The sequence below is a fragment of the Shimia sp. genome, assembly GCF_049116215.1.
Taxonomy (GTDB): domain Bacteria; phylum Pseudomonadota; class Alphaproteobacteria; order Rhodobacterales; family Rhodobacteraceae; genus Shimia.
On the sequence record NZ_JAGDZB010000002.1, the window covers coordinates 530,086 to 555,437 of the forward strand.

28 protein-coding genes are annotated in these 25,352 nt (G+C 56.3%); 15 read left to right on the forward strand and 13 right to left on the reverse strand.

Going from position 1 to position 25,352, the window contains the following annotated elements:
• The first annotated feature begins 2 nt into the window (after nt 1-2).
• The 6 genes from JXR15_RS08220 to JXR15_RS08245 all read left to right on the forward strand — a co-directional run bounded on the left by JXR15_RS08220 (nt 3) and on the right by JXR15_RS08245 (nt 7,927).
• On the forward strand, nt 3-1,133 hold the full coding sequence (locus tag JXR15_RS08220; RefSeq protein ID WP_422052744.1) for a Gfo/Idh/MocA family protein: 1,131 nt from the start codon (nt 3-5) through the stop codon (nt 1,131-1,133).
• Entirely contained in the window at nt 1,133-2,188 is a 1,056-nt protein-coding gene (locus JXR15_RS08225; RefSeq protein WP_422052745.1) for a sugar phosphate isomerase/epimerase family protein, read from the forward strand. The genes JXR15_RS08220 and JXR15_RS08225 overlap by 1 nt, the downstream gene beginning before the upstream one ends.
• An 8-nt stretch (nt 2,189-2,196) precedes the next feature.
• A complete protein-coding gene (locus tag JXR15_RS08230) occupies nt 2,197-3,312 on the forward strand; it encodes a Gfo/Idh/MocA family protein (protein ID WP_422052746.1) in 1,116 nt (371 codons plus the stop codon).
• 112 nt (nt 3,313-3,424) lie between these two features.
• Entirely contained in the window at nt 3,425-4,543 is a 1,119-nt protein-coding gene (locus JXR15_RS08235) for a porin (RefSeq protein WP_422052747.1), read from the forward strand.
• 202 nt (nt 4,544-4,745) lie between these two features.
• On the forward strand, nt 4,746-5,978 hold the full coding sequence (locus JXR15_RS08240) for an NAD-dependent epimerase/dehydratase family protein (protein ID WP_422052748.1): 1,233 nt from the start codon (nt 4,746-4,748) through the stop codon (nt 5,976-5,978).
• Between the two features lie 74 nt (nt 5,979-6,052).
• Nucleotides 6,053-7,927: a glycosyltransferase gene (locus JXR15_RS08245; RefSeq protein WP_422052749.1), complete on the forward strand. Its 1,875-nt coding sequence runs from the start codon at nt 6,053-6,055 to the stop codon at nt 7,925-7,927.
• On the opposite strand, the gene JXR15_RS08250 is transcribed toward JXR15_RS08245, so the two are convergent.
• The 3 genes from JXR15_RS08250 to JXR15_RS08260 are packed head-to-tail and all read right to left on the reverse strand — an operon-like array spanning nt 7,866 to nt 10,292.
• Nucleotides 7,866-8,708: a helix-turn-helix domain-containing protein gene (locus JXR15_RS08250; protein WP_422052750.1), complete on the reverse strand. Its 843-nt coding sequence runs from the start codon at nt 8,706-8,708 to the stop codon at nt 7,866-7,868. The two genes, JXR15_RS08245 and JXR15_RS08250, sit on opposite strands and share 62 nt — an antisense overlap.
• Nucleotides 8,709-8,714: 6 nt before the next feature.
• On the reverse strand, nt 8,715-9,035 hold the full coding sequence (locus JXR15_RS08255; RefSeq protein ID WP_422052751.1) for a 2Fe-2S iron-sulfur cluster-binding protein: 321 nt from the start codon (nt 9,033-9,035) through the stop codon (nt 8,715-8,717).
• 15 nt (nt 9,036-9,050) lie between these two features.
• Nucleotides 9,051-10,292 carry a cytochrome P450 gene (locus JXR15_RS08260; protein WP_422052752.1) on the reverse strand — a complete coding sequence of 414 codons (1,242 nt, stop codon included), beginning with the start codon at nt 10,290-10,292 and terminating at the stop codon, nt 9,051-9,053.
• Between the two features lie 277 nt (nt 10,293-10,569).
• On the opposite strand from JXR15_RS08260, the gene JXR15_RS08265 reads away from it, so the two are divergent.
• The 4 genes from JXR15_RS08265 (at nt 10,570) to JXR15_RS08280 (ending at nt 14,536) form a co-directional block, all read left to right on the forward strand.
• Nucleotides 10,570-11,640: an extracellular solute-binding protein gene (locus JXR15_RS08265; RefSeq protein ID WP_422052753.1), complete on the forward strand. Its 1,071-nt coding sequence runs from the start codon at nt 10,570-10,572 to the stop codon at nt 11,638-11,640.
• A gap of 76 nt (nt 11,641-11,716) precedes the next feature.
• On the forward strand, nt 11,717-12,817 hold the full coding sequence (locus tag JXR15_RS08270; RefSeq protein ID WP_422052754.1) for an ABC transporter ATP-binding protein: 1,101 nt from the start codon (nt 11,717-11,719) through the stop codon (nt 12,815-12,817).
• A complete protein-coding gene (locus tag JXR15_RS08275) occupies nt 12,817-13,674 on the forward strand; it encodes an ABC transporter permease (protein WP_422052755.1) in 858 nt (285 codons plus the stop codon). The genes JXR15_RS08270 and JXR15_RS08275 overlap by 1 nt, the downstream gene beginning before the upstream one ends.
• Before the next feature lie 10 nt (nt 13,675-13,684).
• Nucleotides 13,685-14,536: an ABC transporter permease gene (locus JXR15_RS08280; RefSeq protein ID WP_299426116.1), complete on the forward strand. Its 852-nt coding sequence runs from the start codon at nt 13,685-13,687 to the stop codon at nt 14,534-14,536.
• Here JXR15_RS08280 and JXR15_RS08285 read toward each other — a convergent pair.
• Nucleotides 14,533-15,570: an AbrB family transcriptional regulator gene (locus JXR15_RS08285; RefSeq protein WP_422052756.1), complete on the reverse strand. Its 1,038-nt coding sequence runs from the start codon at nt 15,568-15,570 to the stop codon at nt 14,533-14,535. The two genes, JXR15_RS08280 and JXR15_RS08285, sit on opposite strands and share 4 nt — an antisense overlap.
• Nucleotides 15,571-15,651: 81 nt before the next feature.
• On the opposite strand from JXR15_RS08285, the gene JXR15_RS08290 reads away from it, so the two are divergent.
• On the forward strand, nt 15,652-16,326 hold the full coding sequence (locus JXR15_RS08290; protein WP_422052757.1) for a GntR family transcriptional regulator: 675 nt from the start codon (nt 15,652-15,654) through the stop codon (nt 16,324-16,326).
• 97 nt (nt 16,327-16,423) lie between these two features.
• Here JXR15_RS08290 and JXR15_RS08295 read toward each other — a convergent pair whose 3' ends face one another.
• On the reverse strand, nt 16,424-17,569 hold the full coding sequence (locus JXR15_RS08295) for an alpha-D-ribose 1-methylphosphonate 5-triphosphate diphosphatase (protein WP_422052758.1): 1,146 nt from the start codon (nt 17,567-17,569) through the stop codon (nt 16,424-16,426).
• Nucleotides 17,570-17,621: 52 nt separating this feature from the next.
• Here JXR15_RS08295 and JXR15_RS08300 point away from each other — a divergent pair, with 52 nt between their 5' ends.
• Nucleotides 17,622-18,305 carry a DUF1045 domain-containing protein gene (locus JXR15_RS08300; protein ID WP_422052759.1) on the forward strand — a complete coding sequence of 228 codons (684 nt, stop codon included), beginning with the start codon at nt 17,622-17,624 and terminating at the stop codon, nt 18,303-18,305.
• On the opposite strand, the gene JXR15_RS08305 is transcribed toward JXR15_RS08300, so the two are convergent.
• From JXR15_RS08305 to JXR15_RS08320, 4 genes are read right to left on the reverse strand one after another with little or no spacing between them, the layout of a single operon-like run.
• A complete protein-coding gene (locus JXR15_RS08305) occupies nt 18,287-18,823 on the reverse strand; it encodes a phosphonate metabolism protein/1,5-bisphosphokinase (PRPP-forming) PhnN (RefSeq protein ID WP_422052760.1) in 537 nt (178 codons plus the stop codon). The two genes, JXR15_RS08300 and JXR15_RS08305, sit on opposite strands and share 19 nt — an antisense overlap.
• The gene (gene phnL / locus JXR15_RS08310) at nt 18,823-19,506 is read right to left on the reverse strand and encodes a phosphonate C-P lyase system protein PhnL (RefSeq protein WP_422052761.1); all 684 of its coding nucleotides are present in this window, start codon (nt 19,504-19,506) and stop codon (nt 18,823-18,825) included. Before phnL ends, JXR15_RS08305 begins: the two co-directional genes overlap by 1 nt.
• A gap of 27 nt (nt 19,507-19,533) precedes the next feature.
• On the reverse strand, nt 19,534-20,304 hold the full coding sequence (gene phnK / locus JXR15_RS08315; protein WP_422052762.1) for a phosphonate C-P lyase system protein PhnK: 771 nt from the start codon (nt 20,302-20,304) through the stop codon (nt 19,534-19,536).
• On the reverse strand, nt 20,301-21,182 hold the full coding sequence (locus JXR15_RS08320; RefSeq protein WP_422052763.1) for an alpha-D-ribose 1-methylphosphonate 5-phosphate C-P-lyase PhnJ: 882 nt from the start codon (nt 21,180-21,182) through the stop codon (nt 20,301-20,303). The genes phnK and JXR15_RS08320 overlap by 4 nt, the downstream gene beginning before the upstream one ends.
• A 46-nt stretch (nt 21,183-21,228) precedes the next feature.
• Between JXR15_RS08320 and JXR15_RS08325 the strand changes: the two genes are divergently transcribed.
• Both JXR15_RS08325 and JXR15_RS08330 read left to right on the forward strand, forming a co-directional pair.
• Complete coding sequence (locus JXR15_RS08325) at nt 21,229-21,402, forward strand: hypothetical protein (protein WP_422052764.1); 174 nt, start codon at nt 21,229-21,231, stop codon at nt 21,400-21,402.
• Nucleotides 21,403-21,537: 135 nt separating this feature from the next.
• Nucleotides 21,538-21,747: a hypothetical protein gene (locus tag JXR15_RS08330; RefSeq protein ID WP_422052765.1), complete on the forward strand. Its 210-nt coding sequence runs from the start codon at nt 21,538-21,540 to the stop codon at nt 21,745-21,747.
• Between the two features lie 2 nt (nt 21,748-21,749).
• On the opposite strand, the gene JXR15_RS08335 is transcribed toward JXR15_RS08330, so the two are convergent.
• From JXR15_RS08335 to phnG, 3 genes are read right to left on the reverse strand one after another with little or no spacing between them, the layout of a single operon-like run.
• On the reverse strand, nt 21,750-22,844 hold the full coding sequence (locus JXR15_RS08335; protein WP_422052766.1) for a carbon-phosphorus lyase complex subunit PhnI: 1,095 nt from the start codon (nt 22,842-22,844) through the stop codon (nt 21,750-21,752).
• Nucleotides 22,844-23,413 carry a phosphonate C-P lyase system protein PhnH gene (gene phnH, locus JXR15_RS08340; RefSeq protein ID WP_422052767.1) on the reverse strand — a complete coding sequence of 190 codons (570 nt, stop codon included), beginning with the start codon at nt 23,411-23,413 and terminating at the stop codon, nt 22,844-22,846. Before phnH ends, JXR15_RS08335 begins: the two co-directional genes overlap by 1 nt.
• Nucleotides 23,413-23,856 carry a phosphonate C-P lyase system protein PhnG gene (phnG, locus tag JXR15_RS08345; protein WP_422052768.1) on the reverse strand — a complete coding sequence of 148 codons (444 nt, stop codon included), beginning with the start codon at nt 23,854-23,856 and terminating at the stop codon, nt 23,413-23,415. Before phnG ends, phnH begins: the two co-directional genes overlap by 1 nt.
• Nucleotides 23,857-23,980: 124 nt before the next feature.
• On the opposite strand from phnG, the gene phnF reads away from it, so the two are divergent.
• The gene (phnF, locus tag JXR15_RS08350) at nt 23,981-24,697 is read left to right on the forward strand and encodes a phosphonate metabolism transcriptional regulator PhnF (RefSeq protein WP_422052769.1); all 717 of its coding nucleotides are present in this window, start codon (nt 23,981-23,983) and stop codon (nt 24,695-24,697) included.
• Between the two features lie 7 nt (nt 24,698-24,704).
• Here phnF and JXR15_RS08355 read toward each other — a convergent pair whose 3' ends face one another.
• A complete protein-coding gene (locus tag JXR15_RS08355; RefSeq protein ID WP_422052770.1) occupies nt 24,705-25,322 on the reverse strand; it encodes a chloramphenicol acetyltransferase in 618 nt (205 codons plus the stop codon).
• Nucleotides 25,323-25,352 lie beyond the last annotated feature (30 nt).

A 25,352-nucleotide genomic window follows, 5' to 3' on the forward strand; every position in this document is an offset into this window, starting at 1 on the left:
TCATGGGAACTGCAGTGAAAGTTGGCATCATCGGATGCGGCAACATCTCCACCACCTACATGCGAATGGGGCAGTTTTTCAAAGACTACAAAGTTGTAGCCTGCGCCGATTTGAACTCAGATGCCGCCGAAACACGGGCAACCGAATTTGGTTTGCGTGCTTTGAGCATTGAAGAACTCTTGGCCGATCCAGAAATTGAAATTGTGGTCAACCTGACCATTCCCGCAGCGCACTTTGAGGTGTCGAGCGAGATCCTGAAAGCCGGCAAACACGTTTATTCGGAAAAGCCGTTTGTACTGACTGCTGAGGAAGGCGCAAAGCTGTCGGAATTGGCGACGGCCCGAAACCTTCGTATCGGCTCCGCCCCCGACACTTTTATGGGCGGCAGCCATCAGAAAGCGCGCGAGATATTGGACAACGGTGAGATTGGCCAAGTGACCTCGGGCACCATCCATGTGATGAGCAGCGGCATGGAACATTGGCATCCAAACCCGGATTTCTTCTTCCTACCGGGCGCGGGACCAATATTCGACCTTGCCCCCTACTATGTGACCAATCTGGTGCAATTGCTCGGGCCGGTCGAAAGTGTGACCGCCATGAGCAGCACACCGCGCAGCCACAGGACAATTGCCTGTGGCCCACGCAACGGCGAGCAAATCCCGGTTGAAACACCCACAACCGTGCACTCAATTCTGAAGTTCGCAAATGGAGCGATTATCAGCTATGGCACCAGCTGGGATGTTAAATCCCATGAACACAACAACATGGAGCTCTACGGCCTAGAAGGGACGCTCTATGTCCCTGACCCCAACTTCTTTGGCGGCCAGCTCCGGCTTGTCCGAAGCGACAATGACGAAGCGCTGATTTCCACCGGCCACCCATTCTCCAAACCCAACGACGGAGACAATGCCAACTACCGCGGCGCGGGCTTGGCAGACATGGCCGCCGCCATCCGCGATGGGCGCCAACATCGCTGTAACAACGAACTGGCTTTGCATGTCGTCGAAGTTATGGGCGCGATCCTTGAATCTGGCGACACAAGAGAAACTGTATCACTCCAAAGCACCTGTGACCGCCCAGCGCCCTTTGGCGCGGACGATGCCTTTGCAATCATGGAGTTGGAGGAGACCTGATGCCAACAAATCTCAAAGGCCCAGGACTGTTTCTCGCGCAATTTGCCTCGGATGAGTCACCATTTAACTCACTTGAAGCCATTGCGGATTGGGCAGCGGAGTTGGGCTACAAAGGGCTTCAAATCCCCTCCGGGGACGAGCGGCTCTTTGATCTCGACAAAGCCGCGTCGTCGCAAACATATTGCGACGAGCTGGCAGGTATGTTGGCGGATCGCGGGATGGAAGTGACCGAACTCTCCACCCACATCCAGGGTCAATTGCTTGCGGTGCATCCTGCGTACGACAAGCAGTTTGACGGCTTTGCACCCACTGCGGTTCACGGCAACGGCAAAGCGCGCCAAGAGTGGGCGCATGACCAATTACTCAAGGCTGCGAAGGCCTCCCAGAAATTAGGATTGGCCGCGTCTGTCAGCTTCTCCGGGTCTTTGGCCTTTCCCTATCTCTATCCTTGGCCGCAACGACCGGCAGGATTGATTGAGGAAGCCTTTGATGAGCTCGCGAAGCGTTGGCTGCCCATCATGAACGCATATGACGAGGCCGGTGTAGACATCGCGTTTGAATTGCATCCCGGCGAAGACCTTTTTGACGGCGCGACGTTTGAAATGCTGCTGGATCGTTTAGACGGTCACAAGCGCTGCACCATCAACTACGATCCAAGTCACTTCCTGCTGCAACAGCTCGACTATCTGGCCTTCATCGACATCTATCACGAGCGTATCACCGCCTATCATGTGAAAGACGCCGAGTTCCGCCCAGATGGCCGTCAGGGCGTTTACTCGGGTTACCAACCATGGCTTCAACGTGCAGGTCGCTTCCGGTCGCTAGGCGACGGCCAAGTCAACTTTGGTGCGATCTTCTCCAAACTGGCGCAATACGGCTACGACAGCTGGGCTGTTCTGGAATGGGAATGCTGTCTGAAGGATGCCACCACAGGCGCCGCAGAAGGTGCGCCCTTCATCGCAGATCATATCATCAACGTGACCGAAAAGGCGTTTGATGACTTCGCCGACAGCGGATTGAGCCGCGATGACACCCGCGCGCTGCTTGGTTTGTAGGAGGTGAAATGCGAAAACTGAAACTTGGCATGGTCGGTGGCGGCGAAGGCGCGTTTATTGGCGCCGTGCACCGCATGGCCGCCCGACTGGACGGGCATTGGGACTTGGTGGCTGGATGCCTATCCTCAACACCCGAGAAAGCCCAGCGGAGCGCAGACTCTTTGGGACTGGAACGCAGCTATAGCGCGTTTGAAGACATGGCAACTGCTGAGAGCGCTCGCGAAGATGGCATCGACGCGGTGTCCATTGTCACCCCCAACCATATGCACCTGCCAATCGCACGCGCCTTTTTGGCTGCCGGCATTCACGTTATTTGTGACAAACCACTCACCACCGATCTGGCGCAGGCAAAAACCTTTGCACAGGAATGCGAAAATTTTGGCGCACGCTTTTTCCTGACCCACAACTACAGTGCATCCCCCCTCATCCGACAAGCCAAAGCGATGGTGGCCAACGGTGATTTGGGCGATATTCGCCTGGTTCATGCAGAATACCTGCAAGACTGGCTCTCCCGCCCCGCCGATCCCGATAACGTTCAGGCAGCCTGGCGCACGGACCCCGAACGCACCGGTGGCGCAGGTGCGATTGGCGACATTGGCACCCACGCGTATCACTTGGCAACCTTTGTGGTTCGCATGCAGGCCAGCCATATTGCCGCGGACCTCAGCAGCTTTGTCGATGGGCGGCAAGTCGACGACAACGCCAATATCATGCTCCGTTTCGCGTCCGGCGCCCGTGGATCCATATTTGCCAGCCAGGTAGCAACTGGCACCGAGAACGGGCTGAAACTGCGCATTCACGGAACCAAAGGCGGGCTGTCCTGGGAGCAGGAAAATCCTAATCAGTTGATCTTCACCCCCATTGGCGGTGTCGAACAACGCATCACCCGTGCAGGTGCCAGCGCAAATGACGCTGCAAACGCGGTGTCGCGTACGCCGGGAGGTCACCCGGAGGGCTATTTGGAAGCCTTTGGCACGCTCTACCGAGACATCGCCCGCGAATTGTCAGGCGAGCATGGAGCGGCTCAAGATGTTCCGGGACTTCAGGATGGCCTCGCGGGGATGCGCTTCATTCACGCCTGCCAACAGTCGTCAAAAAACAACGCCGCATGGCAAGCACTTTAGCGACAAGACTTCAGTATTCTGTTGCTGGACCAACGCGCTCGCACCCAGTTGGTCCAGCAAATACTTGAAACGCAGCCCCCAATCCCTTCTGATACTTTCAGGAGGGCAGCCCGTGCACAAAACCACCACAGCTCTTGGACTAGCGGTTCTGCTCAGCAGCGGCACATCTGCGGCGTCACAACAGAGTGACACGCCTCCACAGGGCGTCTCGTTCTATGGCCAAATCAACCGCGGCGTCCTGAGCTATGATGATGGCCCAACCAAAAACACTTATTGGTTTGTCGACAATTCAAAATCCGTTTCCAGGATCGGCGCCACCTATGACACGCCCCTCAGCGACGGCTGGCGATTGCACGCGCGAGGGGAAATTGCGCTAAAATGGAAAGAAACCAATGTCGTCAACCGCGACGACCCACACGACGACAACTACGAGTTTGATCGCACGCAGCTTCGCAAACTCGAAGTCGGCTTTGTACACGACACGTACGGCCGCATTACCATCGGACAAGGCGCCATGTCCGCGGACGGCATCACCGGCCTGGACCTGTCGCTCACAACCGTAGTTGCAGGAACCCCGGTGCAAGATGCTGCCGGAGGGCAACTGCTAGTTCCACTAGGCGCACACACCCCCGACAACAAACGGATAAAACAGGCTTTTCGCTCCATGGGCAGCTCTCGCCGTCTTCGGCTGAGATACGACGCGCCAATCACCAACGGCTGGCGCTTTGTCGCTGCGGCAGGACAGGAGGTCCTCTCCTATAACGACGATCGACTCTATGCAGACACGTCCCTGCGTTACGATGGAGATCACGGCGATTTTCGTGTCCGAGCGGGCGGCGCGCTGCGCTGGATAGAAGAGCGTCCAAACGTGTTCATAGCCTCCGGTTCCATCCTGCACCGACCCAGCGGCTGGAACATCACCATGGCCACCGGACACGAGAGCAGCGGCGCACATTATTACTACGGCAAACTCGGCTACATCGGCCGCTGGTTCGACCTAGGACAGACAGCCATCTCCGTCGACATTTACGACGGCGACAGCATCTATCAAAGCCGCTCATCTCCCGTGTCTTTCAGTTCCAGCCGCTCCTACGGGATCGCGGTGGTGCAAAAAGTAAAATCGCCCAAGGTCGATCTTTACGCACTGCTTCGCAGATACGAATACGCTGACTCTGCGGCCCAATACGAAGACAGCCTGGCGTTTCTCGCAGGCGTCCGCTGGACGTTTTAGCCAACATGCATTCCCCTGAGACACTATTTGAAGCGTCGTGCCACTTTGGCACATCTGCTGATAACCCTGTCTCAAATTCATAAGTGAAACTCATTCACATACCCCATCTTTGGTTCAAGAGATGAAGCGCGAACTTCGACAGAACCAAAAGGGAAACGCGAAATCTCTCCAACACCGAAACAGAATTTTGGAGGGGACTACCATGGAAAAGAACATCATTGTCATCGGCGGCGACGGCTTCTGCGGCTGGCCAACCTCGCTTCATCTGTCGCGCAGCGGCTACAACGTGACCATCGTGGACAACCTGTCCCGCCGTCGCATCGACGATGACCTTGGCGCACAAAGCCTAACGCCAATCGCATCCATCAAAGAGCGCCTGACAGCTTGGGAAGAGGCGTCCGGCCACACCATCCGTTTCGAAAACATCGACGCGGCTCAGCAATTCGACGCCCTGCACTCCCTGTTGGAGGAATTGAAGCCGGAAGCTGTTGTGCACTTTGGCGAACAACGTGCCGCACCATACTCCATGCGCGGATTGACCGAAAAACGCTACACCGTAGACAACAACATCAACGCCACCCACAACCTGCTTGCCGCGATTGCAGCACTGAGGCTGGACACACATGTTGTGCACCTCGGAACCATGGGCGTTTACGGCTACGATGGCGACGGCCTGGAAATCCCGGAAGGCTACCAAAAAGTCATGGTCTCAGGCGATGACAACGTCATCTACCAGCGGGAGATCCTCTACCCAACCAACCCGGGCAGCGTCTACCACATGACAAAATCGATGGACCAACTGCTCTTCCAATTCTACGCGAAGAACGACCAGATCCGAGTGACCGACCTGCACCAAGGCATTGTTTGGGGCACGCAAACTCCTGAAACCAAACTGGACGAGCGCCTGATCAACCGGTTTGACTACGACGGTGACTACGGCACGGTTTTGAACCGCTTCCTGGTTCAGGCCGCTGTCGGCCACCCCCTGACGGTGCACGGCACCGGCGGTCAAACCCGCGCGTTCATCCACATTCGCGACACTGTGCGCTGCATTCGCTTGGCAATCGAAAACCCGCCCGCCAAAGGCGACCGCGTTGTGATCCGCAACCAGATGACCGAGACCCACCGTGTTCGCGATCTCGCCCGGCTGGTAGCGTCTATCAGCGGTGCACAGGTGGCCATGGTTGAGAATCCCCGCAAAGAAGCGGCGGAAAACGACCTTCGGGTCAGCAACGCAAGCTTCATCTCGCTGGGACTTGAGCCCACAACTCTCGAAGAAGGCCTTCTGGAAGAAACCGTCGAGATTGCAGAACGCTATGCCGATCGCTTTGACAGCACTACCGTCGCCGCGGCCTCAATCTGGACCAAAGACCAACAGGCCGGTGTTGTGACAGAAGCGGCCCTACTTGCCGGTCAAACCCAACCCGCCGCATAAACACTTCCCAAACGCCATCCCGGTCCGATACAACAATCGGGCCGGTATTTTTTGTCCATTTATCAGGAAACAAGGTGAGCGATCCCCCCAAAGCTTCTCAAAACGAATATTGGTCGGTAGACAGCCAACCCGCAAAACTGTCTGGCCGTGTGCCGCTTTGGAAAGCACCAGCGGTTTTGGTCGCGTTTACTGTGCTCGGAGCCCTATCACTAATCGTCTTGCAAAATGACGCGCTGCTCGGAAGCTTTTTTACGGCCAATGACTGGGTCTTTGCACCAGTGCCCGGGCAACATTTCATCGCCATTCGGCACTTTCTTCTGGCGTTCTTTGTGAGCTTTGGTTTGTTCGCCAATGGCCCCGCAATTGTGCGCCTAAAGTTCATTGCCGATCTCGTCGTTTCGTTTCTTGCGATTTGCCTCGTCATCGATCTTTTTTCAGTCTTTCTTTGGCAAACCTTTAATGTCCCGATTTCTCTGCGAAACCTTCAAATCGCGACGGGTCTGATCGGTTTCGCAATCTTTTCCGCCCGCCTCTACACTTGGGGTGAAATGCCGGCACCCGTGTATATGGCCGTGACACCGGCCCATCCAATCCGCTCGTTTGGACGGTTTTGGGTACTGGTGACCCTCGCTGGCGTTTTGTCCTGGTGGGTTAATCAGTTGGATTTGCAAACAGTCTTTTGGCTCAGAGCCCGCGCATTGCTAGGTGGCCTTGGCCCCGGCGTATTCCTGTTCCTGCCATCGCTTTTCTTCATGATGTACCTGCTTGCGGTCTGGGACCGTCGGAAAGAAAAATACGCGAAAGACTTCGCGCCAGATGTCACAATTGTCATTCCAGCCCACAACGAGGAATACATCATTGCGGCGACACTTCAGGCCATCGACAAGGCCGCCGAAAACTACTTGGGCCACGTCATGGTTTACGTTGTCAACAACAACTCAATCGACCACACCTTTGACGTGGCCAACGCAACATTTGACAGCTTTCAGCACGCCAAAGGCCGGGTCATCAACGAGCCGCGTCCCGGCAAAGCGCATGCCCTCAACACCGGCTTTGCCGCTGTAAAAACTGATTTGGTCATCCGGATCGATGCAGACACACAAATTGACAAAGATTCTTTGCGACTGGCTCTGCGGCACTTCACCGATCCGCACCTAGGATGCTTGGGCGGCGTGCCTAACACCCGAGGCCGCTCCTTTTTTGAGCGTGCTCGATTGGCCGAAGTGCTAATCAATCACGGGTACTACGCCATCGCCAACACATCGATTGACGGTCAAGTCGCCATCCCAGGCATGTTTGCGGTGTATCATACCGATCTAGTGCGCAAACTTGGCGGGTTTGCCTTTGGTCTCAATGGAGAGGACAGCGACATGTCCATGCGCATTGGTGAGCTTGGGTATCGTGTCCAAGTCGACCAACACGTGCGCTACGAGTCAGAAGTACCGGCCACCTACGCGCATATGCGCGAGCAACGCATGCGATGGTTCCGCTCTGCGTTTCACATCACGTCCCGTTGTCGTGAGGCAACCGAGCTTCGCAATCCTTCCCTGCGCGGCTGGCTCGTCCTTCCTATCATGTTGCTGAACACAGCTGTGCGCACCATGGGTATCCCGCTGGTGATTTTTGGCTTAATTGAATTATTGGAGCCCTTCGACACCGGGCCACGTCCACTCTGGACGGCCGTTGCCGCCGTGATCCTCGGCGCGCCGACTTTGGTGGCCCTTGGCGCATTTTTGATCAACAAAACGCCCCGCGCCATTCTCTGCCTGCCCGAGTACACGGTATTTAGAATGATGCGCGCCTATTTTACACTCGAAAGTATGCTTTCCATCAAGCTAAGCGGTCGTCACAAGAGGTCTGCGATCCGCCTGCCACCACTGAACCCAATCACTCTTCCTTCCGAAACTGAGCTCGAAACGCGCGAGGAGCGTGCCCCTGCAAACGCTTAAAGTCCCGGCTAAAATGGAATGGATCCGGGTAACCGCATTGAAGCGCAATCTGGGCGACCGGCAAAGCCGTTGTGCGCAGCAGGTAGCACGCCAGGACGATCCGTTCCTTTCGCAACCATCCCATAGGACTTTTTCCTGTTTCTGCCTTAAACCGTCGAAAAAACTGAGACTGACTTAATCCTGAAATGTCCGTCAGTTCAGCAATGTCCCATGGACGATGCAGGTCCGCCCGAACCCTTTGAGTGACGCGCCGAACGGCTGTCGTTTGGTTCACAGGTTGCCCCTCCCCACGCACCAAGAACGCTTTCTCCAGCACTCTTGGAACAAGAGAATTCAGAAGAGCGGCTTTGCCCTTGTCAGACCTCAACAACTGCGCAAACACAGACTCGAAAACTGACTCCAGATCACCACAGTCTCTCACCACCGGAACCTCATCAAAGCCCAACTGATGATGCAAGACGTGCAATCCATGCCCCGAAATGGCCATCCAGAGATAACCCCAATCGGTCTCAAAACCTGCGCCATGCGCATATGCAAGCGCCGTATCAATCCAAGCGAGGTCTCCAGGGCGCGTCTCAAATTGCGTCTGCCCCACTTCAATGCGCCCTAATCCTTGAAGTGTTAGGATCAGGACATGCTCATGATAGTTCTGCCGCACCATTCCCTGGTCGGCCTGGACAAGCGTCCGGCCAGCAGCCGGCACATCATATGGCCACAGGTTGAGATCAACGGGTGTCTCATTGAAAACTATGGCAGAGCCGTCAAATGCATGTGCGGGCATGCGCCTTCACACCTGCGACGCCGGAACTCTGATTGTGATGCCATGCATGTCCTCAGTGACAACTACCTGACAGCTCAAACGGCTGGTGAGCTGCGGATCAATCACAAATTCAAGCATGTCGACCTCGTCAGCTTCCGGCGCGGCCACTCTACCAAACCAGTCCTGCGAAAGCACGCAATGGCAGGTGCCGCAAGCACAGGCCCCACCGCATTCCGCCGCAATGGCATCAACACCGGCGTTTACCGCTGCTTGCATCACAGACATACCCGGTGACGCATCCGTTTCAACTTGTGTCCCATCGGCCTGCACAAATGTCAGTTTTATCATTTTCTTGCCCTGCCCTTATGCCCGTCGCCAACTAATGCGCAGCGCTTTGGGCCCGCGCACAGAAAGGCCACGTTTGTATTCCGGCGATGCTTCGGCGAGCTCGACGCTGGAGAAACGCGCGTTGATAGTCGAGAAGATCACGTCCATGTCCAGACGTGCGAGATGGTTGCCCAGACAAAAATGTCCTCCTCCGCCAAAGGCCATGTGTCGGTTTGGTGTCCGTCCCACATCAAAACTATCCGGATTTTCGAACCTAACCGGGTCACGGTTCGCCGCACCGTATAGCAACCCAAATCGTGTTCCTGCCGGAAACATCATGCCGCCGACCTCCGTCTCTTCTGTGGCGAACCGGTGAAAGTACGGCAGCGGAGATTCAAATCGAAACATCTCCTGCACGGCAGTTTTCATTAATGTAGGATCGTCGCGCAACCGCTGGTGCTGGTCCGGAAAATTCAAAAGGGCATGCAAGCCACTCCCCAAGACGTCGATGGTTGATCCATGGCCTGCCATCAAAATCAGCATGGCTGTGGAGATCAGCTCGTCCTGGCTCAATTGCCCCGCGTCGCGGTGCGCAATCAGGCGACTTAACAAGTCGTCCTGCGGCGCGGCCTCACGCTCTGCCAAAAGGTCTAACAGGTACTCGTAAAACTCCTTTGTTGCGACCTCAGCCCTTGCCTTGTCCGCATCTCCCCGCCCTGGGTCAAAGTATCGAACAACTTCCTCAGACCAATGCCGTAGTTTTGGCGCGTCTTCGTCCGGGACGCCCAATACCCGCCCGATAATGTGGCCCGGCACGTGGGCTGCAAAATCGCTGACAAAATCAATTTCGCCTTGTTCGGACAGCTCATCAAGCAGCCCATCAACAAAAGTCTGAATCGCGTCCCGCTGCCGCGCAATCATCGCCGGCGTGAACTCGCGAAACACCACTTTGCGCAAACGGTCGTGTGTCGCACCCTCACTTTCCAGCAAGTTCACCTGCACGTAGCGCTCATGGAACGGCATGTCATGGAAATTAATCGCACGTTGTTGCACCTTGCGATCTTCTACGCTGATAAATTCATCGTTGTTGCGCAGCATGGTCTTATTGAGCGCCACAGCCTCAACATCCGCTATATTTGTCAGCATCCACGTATTGGCGTCTTCCCAATAGTACGGTGTTTCCAACGCACGCATGGCTGCGTAAGTGGCGTAGGGGTTCACTGCAAAGGCTGCGCTATGCGGTGCTAAAACTATCTCGGCAGCTGGGTCTATTGTCATTTTTTCCTCGCGCATATCGAAGCTGGACAATACTTTTACCAAGCGCAATGTACATGTCAAAATCAGCCATAAACATGGACAAAAATCGCACACAGCACCAGCCTATCTGTTCAGATTTCCAACTTTCAGCGAAGCTCAACACCGCCAACACACTGCCCCAAATTGCGGTTTTTAAAACTTTCGTAACGCGACACGAAAATATTTGACCAAATGATACATTCCCCCCATGGTAGCGGCACCAAACACCAAAAGAAAAGATCCCAGGGGGATATGTTCCATGAAAAATCAATCATTTAAGCTGTCTGCGACGATTGCAATGGCCGCCACGCTTGGTGCCGGCGCAGCATCTGCAGACACACTGCGCCTTTTGACTTGGGGTGGCTACGCACCGGAAGAAGTAGTTGCCAAATTTGAAGCAGAGACCGGCCACACAGTTGAAGTGACCAAATCCAACAACGAAGAAATGATCGCCAAGCTGCGCGCCACCGGCGGTGGTGGTTTTGACCTGGCGCAGCCAAGCCAAGACCGCATCGCAGGCCCGCAAGCCGAGTTTGGCATCTACAAGCCAATTGACCTGTCCAAAATCGATGCATCGCTCTTCATCCCCTCCATGCTGGAAGCCACACAGGGCAACACCACTGTTGGCAGCGATGTTTATGGCGTGCCGCACGTGTGGGGCACATCTGGCCTCGTGGTCGACACGGCCAAAGCCTCCATGGTTCAAGACTACACTGACCTTTGTGCCTCTGACGTTGCCGGCAAAGTATCCTATCGTCTGAAACGCCCAACTCTGATTGGCTTCGCGTTCTCCATGGGGCTGGACCCGTTCGCCGCATACGGTGACGAAGCGGCTTATGCTGACATCATGTCTCAGGTCGAAGCCAAGCTGATCGAATGTAAAGCTGGCGTAAAAACCTACTGGGGTGGTGGCGACGAGTTGATGGGCCTGATGCGCTCCGGCGAAGTTGTGGCCTCCATGGCGTGGGACACCGGCGGTTGGAAACTGAACGCCGACAACGCGGACATCACCTTTGTGGCGCCAGCGGCTGGTGCTCTGGGTTGGGTTGACACCTTTGTTCTGCCAGCCAAAGGCAAAGCAGATGACGCAGCCTACGCTTGGATCAACTTTGTGATGCAGCCTGAAGTGGCCGCCATGATCACCGCAGCTGCCGGCAACTTCACCGCATCCAAGGGTGCAGATGAATTTGCCTCCGCGGACCTGAAAGCCCGTTACCAGGAATCTTTCCCAGCGGAAGCCATCGACAACATCAAGTGGTACCCACCAGTACCAGCCGGTCTTGAAGCCATCGAAGGTGGCGTTCTGGATCGCGTAAAAGCCGCTAAATAAACCAGCGCTTTTCAACTACTAAAAACAGCGTGTGTCCTCGCGGGCGCACGCTTTTACGACTTTAAAGGACCTTCCAATGACGCCCGATCTGCAGTGCACCAACCTCACCAAAAAATTTGGCGAGACAACAGCGGTGGACAATGTCTCCTTCTCTGTACCAGCGGGGTCCTTCTTCTCGATCCTCGGCCCATCTGGCTGCGGCAAGACCACCATCATGCGTATGATCGCTGGTTTCTTGGAGCCAAGCAGCGGCGACATCCAGATCAAAGGCAATTCGGTTTTGAACGTGCCGCCCAACAAACGCCACGTGAACATGGTGTTCCAGCACCTCGCCCTCTTCCCGATGATGAACATCGCGGACAACATCGGCTATGGCCTGCGCCGCGCGGGCATGCACAAGAAAGACATTGGCTTCAAAGTTGACGAAGCCTTAGAGCGCATCGGCCTACCTGGAATTGGGCACCGCCGTGTGGATGAACTCTCTGGCGGTCAAAAACAGCGTGTGGCCATTGCCCGCTGTATGGTTCTTGAGCCTGACGTCCTTTTGCTCGACGAACCCCTCGGCGCGCTTGACCTCAAACTGCGCGAGCACATGAAGGTGGAGCTAAAGACCCTTCAGGCCGCCTTTGACACCACCTTTGTCTATATCACCCACGACCAATCAGAGGCGTTGGTGATGTCTGACAATATCGCAGTAATGAACGCGGGGCGCTTTGAGCAAGTTGGCAGTGCGCAAGACCTGTACTACCGCCCCGACACCGCTTTTGTTGCGGGCTTTGTGGGGGACAGCAACCGCTGGTCCGGCAAAGTCATCAAGCAGGATGGCAGCAACACACTTGTGCAAACCACAAGCGGTCTAACGCTACGCGGCGCAACCCAAGGCCGGGCTCTGAGCGAAGGCGACACCATTGACGCCTTTGTCCGCCCAGAGGCCATTCGCATTGCCCACAATGCCGAAGACCTTGCAAGCTTTGACAACCAGATTTCTGGCACTGTTACTTCAATCCTGTTTAACGGCGCAGCCTCACGGGTCATGGTGCGTGATGTGGCCGGACACGAAGAAGTAGCGGTAAACCTGCCGCAATCCGGTGAATTTACAAATCTCACCAAAGGCGCGCCGGTGCACATCGGTTGGGCCAGCGATCAAGCCAATTGTTTCGCTTCGGGAGCGTCCTGATGCACCGCGAAGCCAAACTTGGACTCATCCTTTTGCTGACGCCGTTTCTTCTCTGGCTAAGCCTGCTGATCGTGATCCCGCACATCGACCTTTTGTTGGTTTCCCTGCGTGAGCGCGTCGGCGTCGGCCAATATGAAATCAGCCTTGGAAACTACTTCACCTTCTTCACCGAACCACTCTACATGGTAACGTTCCTGCGCACTGCTGTGATGTCGATCTTTGCGACAATTTTGACCCTGCTGATTGGTTTTCCAGTCGCGTACTATATTGCCAAAATGGCCAAAGGGCGCACACAATCCGCGCTTTTCCTGCTCTGCCTGGTGCCGTTTTGGGTCTCCGAATTGGTTCGCACCTTTGGTTGGATGATCCTGCTGCGCGAAACCGGCATCATCTCCAACTTGCTACAATCTGTCGGCCTCGCCAGCGGCCCTGTTGAAATGCTCTACAACGATGCCGCCATTATGGTGGGTCTAGTCTATACTTCCATGCTGTTTATGGTTGTGCCGCTGATCACCACACTCGAAAGCCTTTCTGACGAAGTGGTCGAAGCGGGCTATGATCTCGGAGGCAATGGTTTCAGCGTTTTGCGTGAGATTATCATTCCCCACGCGATGCCGGGCATCGTGTCTGGCTCCATCGTTGTCTTCATGCTCTGCCTCGGAAACTATCTGACACCAACCATGTTGGGCGGCAAAGAAAGCCTATGGTTCACCGAATTGATCTATTCCCAGTTCATCGTTCGCTTCAACTGGGAGCTCGGTGCCGCCTTTGGCTTTCTGCTCCTTATTCTGTCTTCCGTGATTGTCTGGGGCATGTTGCGCCTCACAGGTCAATCGCTTGAAAAGACAATGGGTTAAGGAGAGTAATATGATCCCTTCGATCCCACAATCCCGCTTTGTCACCACCGCCTACACAGCTTACGTGGTGTTGTTTTTCATCTTCCTTGCGTTGCCGCTGATCGTTGTCGCAGCCTTTGCCTTTAATGACAGCCAGTTCCCTTCCCTGCCTTGGGAAGGGTTCACCTGGAACTGGTTTTTTGGCTCAGAACGCCCCATGATTGGGGCATTCCATGAACGCTCGATTTTGCGCGCCATTGGCACGTCCGTGTTTGTGGCTTTCTGCGTTTCAGCGCTCTCCATGGTCGTAGGCCTGTCCAATGCCTTTTTGTTCAATCGCTACAAGTTCCGCGGCCAAAGCATCCTCTACGTCTTTATGCTGTTGCCTCTGGTCATTCCTGGCATCGTGCTGGGTATCTCCATCCTCGTCGCCTCCAGCCGCCTGGCAAATGGCCTATGGGATGGCTTCCAATGGGACGTTGAAGCTCTGCGCCCCGGCCTTTGGTTGGTGATCCTGGGGCAATTCTCTTTCATTACGACAATCGCAACTTTGGTGATTGGCGCGCGTCTGCAAAAATTTGACAAGACTTTGGAAGAGGCAGCTCTCAATCTCGGCGCTGGACGTTTGACGGCAATCCGTACAGTCACCCTGCCCTATCTGGCACCCGCCATGATCGGCGCATTTGTGGTGGCTTTCTTGATGAGTTTTGAGAACTTCAACACCACTCTGATGCTCGTCGGCTCCGATGCACCTTTGACCATCGCGATGTTCGACCGCCTCAAAGAAGGGTCCACCCCGCTTCTGAACGCAGTCAGCTTGCTTTTGATGCTAGGATCATCGCTGCTGGCTCTCGTCATGATCGCCTTTCAAAAGAAAGGCTAACTTGAGGCCTTTGGCTTCAACAGGCGCGCCGCGATCGGCGCGCCTAAAATCACCAAGACTATTCGCGTCAGATGGTGCGCGATGACAAACCCGAGATCAGCGCCAACCACAATCGCCAAAACCGTCATTTCCGCCTGCCCGCCTGGGGCAAAGGCCAAGAATGCCTCCATTGCAGGCGCGAGACCAAGCCGTCTGACAATTTCAGCAAAACATGCTGCCAACACCGCCAGAACAACCATAAACGCCAACCCAGACAGAACCACACTGCGCAATTCACGCATGGTGACACCGACGTAGTGCACCCCGATCACTACCCCAATAAAGAACTGCGCAACCCAGATCGCTTCCTGTGGCGGGCGCGAGTGTAACACGCCTCCCATTGTCAATGCCGCCGACACAATCATGGGTCCCAATATTGACGCCCCAAACAGCCCAAAACGCTCACCGCCTTTCCAACCAACCAAGGCTGCAGCGACCATAATTGCCATCTCGTGAAGCGGCAGTTCCGACGCAGGTTGTCCCATTGGATTGGACAGGCTCACGTCATAAACCGAAATCAACATGATTGGTGCTACTGACACAATCACCAGCACCCGCGTGGCATGGATCAACGACAGCACCCGTGCGTTGCCCCCTGCCTCTTGGCCAAACAAAATCATGTCCTGCAATCCACCAGGCATCGCCGCATAGTAAGACGTAACAGGGTCAAATTTGCAGATTTTGTGAAAGAACGGCACGCCAATCAGCGCGATCAGAAATATATAGACCGGCATCAGCGCAATAGAGCCTGCCATGCTGGGCAGTTGAGCCGCCACTTCTGGTGTTATCGACGTCCCCACGGCCACACCCAGAATGGTTCGGGCCGCCGCCGTGACCTCGCCAAAGCCCGCGAACCTGGCACCACTTAGAGCCGCAATAAGACAGGCCAGCATTGGTCCAAACAAGAACGGCAACGGCAAACCCACCGCAACAAACACAAGAGCCCCAAGCGCCGCCACTGCAAAGGTGAAGGCCCGAAGTCGCAAAATAGACACGGGTGATTCCAATCTTGATTGACTGATTGCATCCACCTGTATACATTTGGATGCAATATTTCAACACGCGGCTGCCCCTGGATGACTGACGAGCTAACTTCCCCGGAAAACCTACAAGGCAATGCCGCCTACAGGGCGCTTTTGTCAGACATCCAAAATGGTCACATTTCGCCAGGTGACCGCTTGCGTGAAACAGACATCGCTTCCCAACTAGGGGTCAGCCGCACGCCGGTACGGGAGGCCATACGCCAGTTGGAGGCTGACGGTCTCGTCACGCACCTTCCGCGAGTCGGCGCAACTGTGCGCAAACTGGACTACTCCGAAGTGATGGAGCTTTACGAGATGCGCAGCGTTCTTGAATGTACAGCCGCACGCATGGCGGCGCGCGCTGCGTCAGATGTGGAAATAGCTGAGCTTGCCGTGATCTGCGACGATCTGGCCAAAGTCGGGAAAGGCACGGAAGCCTCCCGCCTCAACCGCCAATTTCATCGTGCACTCCTGGAAGCTGCCAAAAATCGCTTCTTGATCAAATCTATGTTGGCGCTCCAAAAGGCCATGTTGATTTTGGGGCGCACCACACTTGCCGACGAAGAGCGCTATGAAAGTGCAATCGCCGAACATGCTGCAATCTTAAACGCTCTATCCGCCAGAGATGGAGACGCTGCCGAAATGGCCATGCGCGCCCACATCACAGCCGGTCAACGTGCGCGCATCCGCGCTTTGCGCGCCGAGTTGGATGACAAGTCCTTGCTCTAACACTAAGCGCCCCTTTGTGAGCATTCCCGAGCAAAACTCTCCTTGTTCTCTCCGGAACCGAGGCCGATACCGTCTCGCGATTGACACGTGGCAAAGTCTAAGCCGCCCGAATGCCTTTGTGCCATACCGCACGTAAGGCAGGTACACCTTCCGTCAAACGAAAACGGATCAAATCCGCCTGCAAACCAACTTCCAAGCGCCCGCGGTCCTCAAGGTTAGTGTATTTTGCAGGAGCAGCAGTCACAGCGTGTATTCCTTTAGCCAAATTGCCCCACTGGCGCCCCAGCATCACCGCCCCCAACAAAAGCGACGACGGCACATAGTCCGACGAAATAATATCTAGCAACCCACGCTCGGCCAGGTCTATCGCCGCGACATTTCCGGAATGGCTGCCGCCACGCACAAGATTAGGCCCACCCATAATATTGGCGATACCATGGGCATGGTTCGCTTCGGCTGCCGCAACGGTGGTCGGGAATTCGGCCAGATGAATCCCATAGGCCGCCGACGTCGCCACTTGCTCTACTGTGGTGTCATCATGGCTTGCCAGTACTGCGCCAAAACGCTTGGCGGCCGCAACAGTCGCCTCTTCATGTGCTGTCCCAAACTGATCGTGAAGCCCGTATAGAAACTGGACGTAGTCATCAAAACCGTCTGCATCCATGGCATATTTGCCGCGTACATAGGCTTCAAACTTGGACACATCGGTGAACTGACGCTGGCCCGGCGTGTGATCCATCAAACTGACGATGCCAATCCGATCCTCAGGTCCAAATTCGGCCAACTCTTCCACCAATGTCTCAGAACAGGTTTCGGCTCTCAAATGAATATGATGGCTGATCCGCAAACCACCGCTGTCCCGCATTGACAGAATTTCATCCGCCACTGAGCGCGCGTATTTGCCGTAATTGCGCCGCTCATCCGAGAGGATCGAGCCAACCCGCAACGCGTCAAACACTGTTGTGATACCGACACTCGCAAGTTCGGCATCATGCGCCACAATCGCTGCCTGATGGGGCCAATCTACTTTTGGACGCGGTTTCATATGCCGCTCCAGATTATCGGTGTGTAGCTCAATCAGACCCGGCGACACAAAATCGCCTTCACAGTCTTCGGCGCCGGCGGGGACAGACTTGCCTTGAGCCATATCCACAATTTTCCCGTCTCGCACCACGATCGAACCGGTCAGGGTTTCCTCAGGCAAAACAAGGGTGGCATTTGCAAGGATCATCTCTTGTGTCATGTGGTTGTCACGCATTGTTGGCATTCGCTGTCAAAAGGTTGGAAGAGGCACCATGCAGTTTCAAAGATACGGCGTATACTACACTCCGCACCCTGGCGCACTGGCGGATTTCGGAAAGTCTTGGCTGGGCTGGGATCCTGTGTCGGGTAAAACCGTTGCCCATCCCGAGATCGACGGCCTGCCGCGTTTGATCGCAGAAATTACCGCAACGCCGCGCAAATACGGACTTCACGGTACGATAAAGCCGCCGTTTGTTTTGGCAGACGGCACCGATGTCGACGGGCTGGCGGCGCAACTTGACACCTTGTGTGCCACCCTGACGCCGATCACTTTGGAAGGTCTGGTTCTGGCTCGCCTCGGGGGCTTCATCGCCCTGAAAATCGACGGCGACCAAGCCCCTTTGGCCGACCTGGCTGGCGCTGTGGTCCGTGAGCTGGACGCCTTTCGTGCCCCACCGACTGACGCCGAACTTATGCGGCGACGCAAAGCCAACTTGTCCGCGAGACAAGACGCGCTGCTCACGCAATGGGGATACCCTTATGTGATGGAGGAATTCCGCTTTCACATCACTTTGTCCGGCCGCCTTGGGCGTGATGTTGAAGCCACGATGGAAGCGCTTGCCCCCCATATCACGCCGCTGCTGCCGCGTCCTTTTGAGGTCGATAGCCTGACACTGGTTGGCGAGGACCTGGATGGGAAGTTTCACGAGATCCATCGTCAAGCTCTCACGGGCTGAAGCGCTGCCAAAGCGTGCTGCACGGTTTCACCCAACGGTCCGTCATTGTAAATTTCGATCACGTCATGCCCTTGCGGACGCAGGCTGCCTGCACGCTCCAAGCGCGACACGATCTCCGCCGATGTTTCCCGGCCGCGTGCTGCCAAACGCGCGGCCAAGGTTTCGGTTTTGGCCCTAAGAGACAAGACCGCAAAGTCATCAAAAGCCGTGCGCGCCTGATCCAGAATGCCACGTGACAGGTTGACCAGAACAATAGAGGCGTCCGGCGAGGCCACAGCGGCGCGCGGCACGCCGTACCGCAGACCATGCGCCGCCCACCACAATTGAAACTGGTCCTGCGCAATGTGATCATCAAATTCGTCTTCAGTGGCACTGATTGACCTTTCACCGCCAGCACCAGCCGGACGGGTGACCACCCGCCTCACCAGCTGGATGTCTTTGCGCAGCGCAGCCATGGCCTCCATCACAGAGTCCTTTCCAACACCAGAGGGACCAACAACGCCAATCACCTTTGCCATCACGCCGCCATCCCCGGTGTGAACACAGACACATCGATTTCACGGTCACAAACCCGCTCCCGCGCCGCCTCATCGTGGAAAATCCCCACAATGGCAGCACCGCGTGCCTTTACCTCTTCAATTAGGCTCAGCACGGTCTCGCGATTAGCTGCATCCAAACTGGCGGTTGGCTCGTCCAACAGCATTGCCGGATAACTATGCGCAAAGCCGCGCGCGATGTTCACCCGTTGCTGTTCACCGCCAGAGAAGGAAGTTGGGGACAAAGACCACAACCGCTCTGGAATGTTGAGCCGCGCCAACAGGTCTCGCGCCCGATCCCGGGCCGCTTCAGTCTCAACGCCAACCGCCAACAGCGGTTCGGCCACCACGTCCAAGGTCGGCACCCTTGGCACGACGCGCAAGAACTGGCTCACATAGCCGAGCACCTCGCGCCGCAGCGCCAAAATCTCGCGCGGCTCTGCTGTGACCACATCCACACCGTCTACCAAAATGGAGCCACCAGCGGCGAGGTAGTTGCCGTAAATCATCCGCATCAAGGTGGATTTCCCTGCGCCCGAAGCCCCCGTCAGAGCCACACATTCGCCACGTGCCACCGAAAGCTCGGCTGCGTCCATCACCGGAATAACAACTCCGCCCTGATTGTGCAGAGTGAAGGTCTTGCTCAGATTTTTGATCTCAATCATCAGTTTGTCTTTCTCAAAACCTAAGGGTCATACTTGTAGAACCGAGCTGACCAGTAGCTGCGTATAAGCATGTTGTGGGTCGTCCAGGACCTGATCGGTCAAGCCGGTTTCCACCACATGACCGTCTTTCATCACCATCAAGCGATCGGCCAGAAGCCGAACCACGGCGAGGTCATGGGTCACAATGATCGCGCTCAACCCCATCTCGCGCACCAACCCGCGCAGCAGATCCAAAAGCCGCGCTTGCACGGAGACGTCCAAACCTCCTGTGGGTTCATCCATGAACACCAGCCGCGGACCAGTCACCAGATTGCGCGCAATCTGCAATCGCTGCTGCATACCGCCGGAAAACTGCGTTGGCCGGTCATCCACACGGATCTCGCTGATCTCCACACGGCCAAGCCAATCCACAGCCTCTTCGCGGATGTTGCCATAGTGACGCGCGCCCACTGCCATCAGTCGCTCGCCCACGTTACCGCCTGCACTCACATTCATGCGCAGCCCGTCCCGGGCGTGCTGATGCACAAAGGCCCAGTCCGTGCGGCTCAGCATCCGGCGCTCCGGTTCACTCATCGTGACTGTGTCACGCATGGCGCCATCGCGCATTTCAAACAGAACCTCGCCAGTATCTGGATCAAGATGCCCGGCGAGGCAGTTGAGCAGAGTCGACTTGCCTGACCCACTCTCCCCAACAATTCCCATGACCTCTCCTGGGTAGAGATCAAAATTCACGTCCTTGCAGCCAATGCGATGGCCGTAGAACTTGCTGATATTCTCAACTTTAAGAAGCGGCGTCATGCGGCTGTCTCCTTCAGCGCAGCACTTGCGGCTGCGGCTTGCGCGCCGACGTGGCCGGCCTTTCGGCGGCTGGCGCAATAATCTGTGTCCGAGCACACAAACATCCGGTTGCCCGCGTCATCCATGATGACCTCATCCAAATAGCTGTCTGTGGCACCGCACATGTCACAAGTATGGTCAGCCTTGCTGGCCTCAAACGGGAAGTCCTCAAAATCGAGGCTCACCACTTGGCAATAAGGCGGCAGCGCGTAGATCCGCTGCTCCCGGCCAGCGCCAAACAACTGGATCGCGGCCATTTCCATCTTTGGGTTGTCAAACTTCGGGATTGGGCTTGGGTCCATCACGTACCGGCCTTCGACCTTCACCGGATAGGCGTAAGACGTGGCAATGGCGCCGTGCTTGGCGATGTCCTCATAGAGCTTCACATGCATGAGGCCATATTCCTCAAGGCTGTGCATCTTCCGGGTTTCAATCTCCGAAGGCTCCAAAAACCGCAGCGGCTCTGGAATTGGCACCTGATAGACAAGGATTTGATCCTCACGCAGGTCTTCCTCCGGAATGCGGTGGCGGGTCTGAATGACGCTCGCTTGCGCCGTTTCTTCGGTGGTGTCCACACCGGCAGTTTTCTCAAAAAACTTGCGGATCGAGACCGCGTTTGTGGTGTCATCCGCGCCTTGGTCGATGACCTTCAGCGTGTCGTCCGGCGTCAGCGTTGCCGCAGACACCTGAACCCCGCCGGTGCCCCAGCCATAGGGCATCGGCATTTCCCGGCTCGCAAACGGCACTTGATAGCCCGGAATGGCGAGTCCTTTGAGGATCGCGCGCCGGATCATGCGCTTGGTCTGTTCATCCAGATAAGCAAAGTTATAGTCAGACATGACGCGCCCCTTCCGGCGTTGGCATTTGAATGACGAAAGATGGGATATGAGCGAAGACTCTTTTGTAACCCTCGCCTCGATTGTGTTTGGTGCAGTACTCGTCGGCGGTGTGTTGTGGCTCTCGCTGCGCAATCCAAGCAGTAAGCGCAAGCACCCGGTGCAAAAGCGCATTGATGCGCGCCGTAACAATGACCGGAACGTGCCGCCGGACACCTTCTGAACCGCCGGCGCAAATTACTGACCAAAAGCTTGCATTTGAAACAGTTTTGCACCCGCCTCGAGCTACGCCGTGATTGACGCCACCAAGGCCTTTGTAGAACCATACAACTTTCTGAAGTTGGCTTGGGAGAGGCTCATGTTGGGCGAAGTCATTACAATCCTGCTGTTCACCGCAATGGTCTGGGGCGCAGTCAAACTGTCCAACCGCCCGCCAAAATCGGGCATACCGGCACGCGCCAAACCCAACTCGGACACAGTCGAGCGCTCCAATTTGGGACAGATGGCCGCCTTTGACGTAGAAGTTCGCGCCGACAACAGCGGGGGTTCTAGCGGGGGCATGGACTAGGCTCATTCCGCTGCCTCCTGCACCGGCGCCACGTTTTCCATCGCTTCACGCCGCAGCTTGCGGATCAGTTCCAGTTCAGATTGGAAGTCCACGTAGTGTGGCAGTTTGATGTGCTCCAAAAAGCCCGTCGCCTGAATGTTGTCGGAATGATAAAGGACAAACTCCTCGTCCTGTGCCGGTGCACCAAGATTGTCTTCACCCAACTCTTCCCAACGCAACGCGCGGTCCACTAGAGCCATGGAGATTGCTTTGCGCTCGGATTGCCCAAAGACCAAGCCATAGCCGCGCGTGAACTGGGGGGGCTCAGTTTTGCTGCCCTGAAACTGGTTCACCGTCTCACATTCGGTCAGCTCGATCTCGCCAACCTCAATGGCAAACCCCAGTTCAGGAATCTCCATCTCGACAGGGATCTTGCCGATACGCAACTCGCCCACAAAAGCGTGGTTGCGCGCATATCCACGTTGCGTGGAATAGGCCATCGACAGCACAAAGCCCTCATCGCCGCGTGTCAGCGCTTGCAGCCGCAGCGGGCGATTGGCAGGTAATTCAAGCGGCTCGCGTGTCAAATCCCCAGGGACGTCTTCCGAGTCCACTTCCGTCTGAATCAGCCCCTCTTTGTTGAGAAACTCGGTGATATGCGGCGTCGGCTCTGCGCGTGCTTCACCGCGCTCAACCGCGGGAGCCTCGCCTTCAGCGGCCAGCGCAAAATCCAGCAAACGGTGGGTGTAGTCAAACGTTGGCCCCAAAACTTGCCCGCCCGGCGCGTCTTTGAAGGTCGCCGAAATCCGACGATCACAGGCCATGTCAGCGGTTTCAACCGGCGCAGATGCCCCAAACCGCGGCAAGGTGGTGCGATAGGCGCGGATCAAGAAAATCGCCTCGATCATATCGCCCCGCGCCTGCTTGATTGCGAGCGCCGCCAGATCCGGATCATAGAGCGATCCCTCGGCCATCACCCGGTTCACCGCAAGGCTCAGCTGTTCGCGGATCTGTGCAACGGACAGTTCCGCGACATTCAGATCTCCACGGCGTTCTTCGGCCAGCCACGCATGCGCATTGTCAATCGCGCGCTCGCCGCCTTTCACTGCAACATACATCAGGCTGCCTCCACTTTTGTTGTTCTCGGCAGCGCAGATACCTGATCTCCGCTGGCAAAGAAGAAATCGAGCCCCAGTGGGAAGAGCAGCGCATTCATCTGAAACGCTTCTGTCTCAGGCAAAGCCATCACGGCGGTTTCCTTGATGCCAGGTCCGCGCAAATTTGCGCCCGCGGCCCCAAGTGTCTCGCGCTCCACAATCAATGTCGCTGAACGATCCGGATATTCCGGTGTGCCAATCGCAAAGCGGTTGAGCGGCGCAAGAGCGTCCCAGTCGCCAACCGCAAACATCGCATGTGTGGCCCCTACGATGGGCGCCCCAATGTGGAAAGCGACCCAGTCTCGCACTTCCTGGCAATCCCAGTCGCCAGCCAAATGCAGCGGTGTGTCTGGATCACACAGCGTCAGGATCAACGTCCCAGCGGCCGCCGACATCGGTGCAGGCGGCTCAGCGCCTTCCATGGTTTCGATCGTGCCTGGCCGTGCCATCACATTCATCGCTGCGCGAAACGCATGCGCGGCATCCACCGGCGCATTGGCAAATCCGCCTTTCAGAACATCTGCCTTCATCAGTCCTCTCCCCGCACCATGGTGAAGAAATCCACCTTAGTGGCCGCAGCCTTCTCCGCACGCGCGGTTTTGACTTCCGCCATCTCTGCGCCCAACGGCTCTAGAACAGCGGCTTCCACTGCCGCCGCTTCCGGCCCCTGCATCAACGCATCCACCAGCGCGGCAATCTCTGCCTTCTGCTTGTCACGCCCCTGCACATAGCCGTGCCCCACCTCGCCACTCTCTAGCTGCAAGGCACAGCGCGTCAGCGTCATCTCGCCAAGATTGAATGGCGCGCCAGTGCCTCCAAGGCGCCCGCGCACCATGCTCGCGCCAATTTCTGGCGCGCGTAGCCAGTGGAACTTCGGGGCAGCGCCATATGCCTGCCAAAGCGCGCTCAGTCGATCTGCGGGCGCTTTGGCGAGCAGCGACATCCAGGCGCGTCTGTTATTTTCTGCGGTCATCTAGACACCTTGTGAATTTGTCTACCTTACTATACAACTAGACAAATCCTAGCCGTGCGATGCGAGTCGCGCAATCCTGAGGCCCATGAAATTTTCATGACACTGTGCAGACCCTGACCACCCCATGACCACCAAACGCACCCCAATCTGGCAATCGATTGCCTCTTCTCTGACGGAAGACATCACCGAAGGCCGCTACGCCCCCGGAGAAAAACTACCTACCGAAGCAGAACTTTCGGCGCGATTTGGCGTCAACCGCCACACCGTGCGGCACGCGATAAAATCGATGTCCGAAAATGGCTTGGTGCATGCGCGGCGTGGCGCTGGCGTCTTTGTGGCGCAAGTGCCCACGGACTATGCCATTGGCAAACGCGTCCGCTTCCACCGCAATCTTGAGCAAGCGGGGCGACTGCCCGGCAAGGAGGTCCTGCACCTGGAAACCCGCGCGGCTGATACATCGGAAAAAGAAGCGTTGCAGCTCTCAGACAATGCCCGCGTGCATGTCTATGACGGACTTTCGCTTGCGGACGACCAACCCATCGCCGTGTTCCGCAGCGTCTTCCCTGCCGCGCGCTTTCCGATGCTCACAGACCAATTGGCAGACCTGCAGTCGGTCACAGCAGCCCTCAAAGCCAACAGTGTGCCGGATTACACCCGCGCTTGGACACGTCTCACGGCCAAGCGCGCAACCGCGACACAGGCACTCCACCTGCGCCTGAACGAGGGTGATCCGATCTTGCGGTCTATCGGCGTCAACGTGGATGCCAATCAGTCTCCAATCGAGTTCGGCACCACATGGTTCGCCGGTGACCGGGTCACACTTACCTTGTCAGAGTCCTGAGCCACCCTCAGGACTCATATTTTTCTAGGAAGGCTTCTGCCTTCAACGCGCGGAAATCGGCAAGCGCCGCGCGCAGTCGCGCATACTCCCAATCCCACCACGCCAGATCAAGCAGACGGTCTGCAACGGGCTCACTGAACCGCCGCCGCATAGGCGTGGCCGGCATGCCCGCCACAATCATGTAGGGCGGCACATCTTTGGTCACCACGGCCCCGCTGGCCACGATGCAACCATGCCCCAGCGTGACCTCTGGTTTGATCATAGCGCCATGCCCAATCCAGGTGTCATGCCCAATTTTGGCAACCCGGCTGCGGCGATGCGCAAAAAACGCCTCATCCGGCTCTGCATCGTCAAAATAGTCGTCAGACCGATAGAGAAAGTGGTGCAAAGAGGCGTTTTCCATCGGATGGTCTGTCGCCCCAATCCGACTAAAGGCAGCAATGTTGGCAAATTTGCCGATCTGGGCATTGGCCACCTCAGCCATCCGGTCACAGTAGGAGTAATCATCAAAATGTGCAGAGATAATCCGGCTGCTCCGCCCGATCTCCACATAGCGTCCAAAGGTAGCGTCATGCAGAATACAATTGTCATGGATCAGCGGTGTGTCGGCTGAGAGTTTGGGCATTTTTTTGGCTCCCGTTCGAATTGATTTTGG